Annotated in this window: 4 protein-coding genes; 2 read left to right on the plus strand and 2 right to left on the minus strand. The window is 58.0% G+C overall.

The genetic code is table 11. The annotated features are described in order from the left end of the window. Window positions 1-222: 222 nt before the first annotated feature. Together EOA23_RS32105 and EOA23_RS32110 are read left to right on the plus strand one after the other, a co-directional pair. Entirely contained in the window at window positions 223-912 is a 690-nt protein-coding gene (locus tag EOA23_RS32105) for a hypothetical protein (RefSeq protein ID WP_245474414.1), read from the plus strand. Continuing rightward, window positions 909-1,496 (plus strand): RES family NAD+ phosphorylase, encoded by a 588-nt coding sequence (locus EOA23_RS32110; RefSeq protein WP_127307037.1) that lies wholly within the window; start codon window positions 909-911, stop codon window positions 1,494-1,496. Before EOA23_RS32105 ends, EOA23_RS32110 begins: the two co-directional genes overlap by 4 nt. A 5-nt stretch (window positions 1,497-1,501) precedes the next feature. On the opposite strand, the gene EOA23_RS32115 is transcribed toward EOA23_RS32110, so the two are convergent. Together EOA23_RS32115 and EOA23_RS32120 are read right to left on the minus strand one after the other, a co-directional pair. Next, window positions 1,502-1,762, minus strand: coding sequence for a DUF2285 domain-containing protein (locus EOA23_RS32115; protein WP_127307038.1), 261 nt, complete (start codon window positions 1,760-1,762; stop codon window positions 1,502-1,504). Window positions 1,763-2,533: 771 nt separating this feature from the next. Beyond that, a complete protein-coding gene (locus tag EOA23_RS32120) occupies window positions 2,534-3,598 on the minus strand; it encodes a ParA family protein (RefSeq protein WP_126064552.1) in 1,065 nt (354 codons plus the stop codon). Between the last annotated feature and the right edge of the window lie 594 nt (window positions 3,599-4,192).

Raw genomic sequence — 4,192 nt, forward strand, 5'->3', positions numbered from 1 at the left:
TCATAGGAGTGGGCGCGCGGCAAGCAAGGCCGGCTGCCCCGCGGGAGCGGAGACGAGCAGGCTCCCCAGACTAGCCCGGGTTATGCTGCCACGGCGACATCGGAGCTGCGAGATGCCCTCCCAAAAGGACTTGTGCTCATGGTAATAGGTCGCTTGTCCAGGTTGCTCTAGTTGACAAAGTTGCTCAGCACCCGTATGTTTCTCATCAGAGGAGGTAGGACCATGGCAGACAAAGCGCAAGTAAAAGCATCGTCCGTCACCGCAAAAGCGCGCGGCAGGGGCGTGCTGACAATGTTCACGATGAAGGGCGACCCGATCAAGGCGCTGTCCGGGTTCAAGCTGCCGGCCGGCGCACGCGTAGCGATCATATCCGAAAAGCCGGAATCTGTCAGCGCGATCAGGAAGTCGGTACGCGGTCGCGTGGATCGCGTCACCGAAGTCATCGAGCAAGCCGCACGTCACACCCAGGTCGAGCGCGAGCCGCTGGTGGATAAGTCCGCATTCGAGCCCGATGCACGCAGCCGTGCGATGCTCGAAGGTGTTCGTATCGCGCAGCAGGATCTTCGCGAGGCAGGCGGCGCCTATGACCTCGACGAGGTCCGCACCCTCATGCGCGGCGTCTCCCGGCAGGCAATCGACAAGCGCGTGCAGGACGGGTCATTGCTTGCCGTTCCCGGCCCGAGCAACCGGCGCAGCTACCCCACTTTGCAGTTCAACCGCGACGGCACTGTAGTGCCCGGGCTCAAAGCCATTCGTGAGGCGTTGCGGACCAGCAATTCCTGGACGGTGCTCAATTTCCTTACCCTTCCAGATGTAAGACTGGGCAATCGCAAACCCATTGAGCTGCTCAAATCCGGCCAACTCGATTTCGTGCTTGAAGCCGCGAGGCGGCACGGTAAGCAGGGGGCATGAGTGGGCCAATTCCTCCCGCAGATCTGGACAAGCGCCGGCCCAAGCTAGTGAATCTACGGGCAGGGCAGGAAATTCACCGGTTCTACACCGCCAAGTGGGAGCCGATCTTCTTTGACAGGTCGAGCCAAGGGCGGTTCAATGCTCCCGACGCCTCCTATGGTGTTCTCTATGCGGCAAGAAAGATCCATGGCGCGTTCGCCGAGACGTTTCTAAGAACGCCTGGGCGCACGCTCATCGATACGGATCTCCTTAAGCGGAAGGCCTACGTTCGCCTCCAAATCAAACGAGATCTGAAATTGATCCGGCTCGCCGGGCCTGGTCTCGCTCGCCTTGGGGCAACCGCCGAAATCGCACACGGGGGATTGCCTTATGACGTGCCGCAGGCGTGGTCGATCGCGCTCGCACGGCATCCCGCTGGCGCGGACGGCCTCGCCTTCCATGCTCGGCATGATGATGCCGAACTCTGCTATGCGCTGTTTGAGCGATCGGCCAATGCAATCGCGGAGGCCGCACGCGACGTCGACCTCGATCAGGACTGGTTCTGGCGGATAGCCGAGCGCTATGGGGTGGGCCTGGCGCCATAAGCTGGTCAGTTAGCGAATAGTTCCTTGTAGCCGGTTGTCACCATCCAGTTCGCCCGGTCGAGATGGCTGCGCGCCGCGTTGCGGGCGCGTTCCGGTTCACGCTCCAGGTCGATGCCAAGGATGAGGTCGGCCATTTCCTCGTAGCTGGCGTTGTCAGCGGCAGCATCCAGGAACCGCATGTAGATGGTGAAATGCGCCTTATCGTAAGCCGTCAGGCTGTCCGACCATGGGACATCAGTGGCGACGGGTAGTACATCGGCAGGCATAGGGTGTTGTCTCCTGTTCCTCGAGTAGAATGCGCAGCAAGGAGGCTATTGATGCACATATGCGGTTGTCACTGCTGTGCCCGCCAGGCGGATCCTTGAGCAAAACAGTGGTGATGGGATCCTTGCTGTTCGGCTGCGGAAAAGACCGCATGTCTCGCCCGTCAACCTTTGTAGCACTGCCGTCAATGCAGGACGGACAAAGTGCTTCTTGCTGTATCATCACGATCCCGGCTATACCGTACTCTGCTAACACCCGCATGACAACCCCAGATTGCGGCTTGGCGCCGCCGTCTGGCTTAATCAGGCCACTTACTGTCCTAAGCGGGCCACAGACTCTTGAGAAGAGCTGAGATGCCGGATACAGCCTGATCCACCTGGATTGCGTACCCAGAATGGGTGTTTCCGGTCGCGGTCTGGCACTCGACATTGTCGAGTGCAGCGGACAAGCCGAAGAAGGAAGCCGCGCCCGCCATGCCCGCAGGCGCCGACTTCTAAGACGTTGAGAAATGCCCCGCTGGCATCTGTGCCAGGCGGGGCATGCCGCACTATAGAATGGAAGTCATGAACCTTGACCGGCATTCCAAGGGCGTTCATCAAAGCGGGTCGAGTAGAACGCCTGCAATAGCATTGTCCGCAGTGCAATAGCCGACCCCAGCGTCGCCAACGGGCGATCAATACCATGGAGCAGATGCTCCTGCAGCACCAGAGCCTCACATTCCCGTAGCTGAACAACTCGCCAGATCAGATCTAAGTTCTGCGCAACTTTCCACTTCAAATTATCGTTTTGACAAAGTCGCTGATATTGGGTTTTTGCCTGTCGAGCTGCGACTGATTTACTGTGATAGTTCTGCCGGCTAGATTCTTGGTGCCCGCATGCAATCCCATAATTGGGATGCCGAGCGCGCCCGAAATCACCGAGGCGGTATTGGCATCATTGATTTCCGCCTGAAACATGCGCCGAAAATCCCGCTGCGAAGAAGGAATTTGTGTGCCGGCTGGGTGAATGGCGAATAAGTTCGGGTTACTCTTCCAGACGTTCCAGATTTCGGCGCCGATCTCATTGACAACAGTTTTAAATGCACCGGCAGCTCCCAAATTCATTTGGGTTAGCCGGTTGCCCACGTAGCTATAGATCCGCGGTATCGACATTCTCCAGCGCTGGGATTCAAGGAAGAACTGCGATTGCGGAGCACCGGCAATGCGGGTTATCCCGTAGAGTAATGCAAGCACAGCCTTAACTGCACGCTTGGACGATCCATCCGCTGAGAATGGAATGATGAGGTTGTCTGAGGCTGACATGGCAAGCTCTGTGTAGACCGTGAAGCTGGGATTGCAGTCGATAAAGACGGTCGAATCTTGCACGCCCCACGAGCGGCGAATATCCGCGATCAGATCAGATATCCAAAAGTGCACGATTCGCCACGCGTCTGCTGGTCCCGGTGTGGTTGCATTCGCGACACGGGAAGCTTGAATTTCAAGCTCCTCATCGCCGACGACCAGATATAGGTTATCTGGAATCGTCTCGTTGAAAGGCCGCACCTTAGACACGTATGAGGCTCCCACATTCGGACTCATATAAGGGCTGAGAATTCGTTCTTCGATGTACCCTGCGATCGTTTTCCGACGCGCCGCAGCCGTAAGGGCAATCTGATCCAAGTGCCTTTCGCCCTCAATGATCCCACCCAGAAGCATACTCGACGAATTCGATTGCGGGCATAGATCGATCACAAGCACCTTCTCATTCGGATGGGTACGTGCGTATTCGGCTGCGATCTGGAAAGTCAGATAGCTCTTTCCGACTCCCCCTTTGTTATTCCAAACTGCATAGACTGACATGAGTGGCGCTCCAGCATGGTTCCGCGTACTCCCTGCCAGAAAATTGCGCTTTACTGTTAAAGTTTTTCAATGCCGAAGGCCGACGTTCACGCGAATTTTGAGAGGTGCAAACCTGCCTAGTGGCCGTTGCGGGAGGGGTGCGACCTTACTGGTAGTGGTCGCCCCAGATCGGGCCATGATATTTTCGAATAGATGAGGGTGCGCCGCGCGCTCCTGTTGAATTCGCCTCCCGAGAACCGGCTTAGCCGCGAGCGGGCTTTGTTTCGCAGCAGCGGATGGCGACGACCGGCAATTATTCAATCTCCGTGTTCGACCGCTGCGGCCATCACCTCGCACCCGACTTGGCTCGTCGGCGAGCCGAAGGTCAGCGCCACGTTTTGCGATGCCGCTCGCAAGGGGCTGACTCCTTTCTAGGTCGGCGGCAGCGTGCCGCATGCTCGCGTCGGTCGCATCCTTCAATCCGCTGCGGCTCTGCGGGCGCCTCCTGCCTCGTTCAGCAAGCCAGCCAGTCCTTTCCATCGCCACCCTACTCCAGGGAAGAGCGCGGGAATTTCCGAGCAGAGAACAGCCCGAGTGAGTGCCCGGAACATTTAT

The organism is Mesorhizobium sp. M2A.F.Ca.ET.042.01.1.1 (assembly GCF_003997405.1).
In the GTDB taxonomy this organism is placed as follows: domain Bacteria; phylum Pseudomonadota; class Alphaproteobacteria; order Rhizobiales; family Rhizobiaceae; genus Mesorhizobium.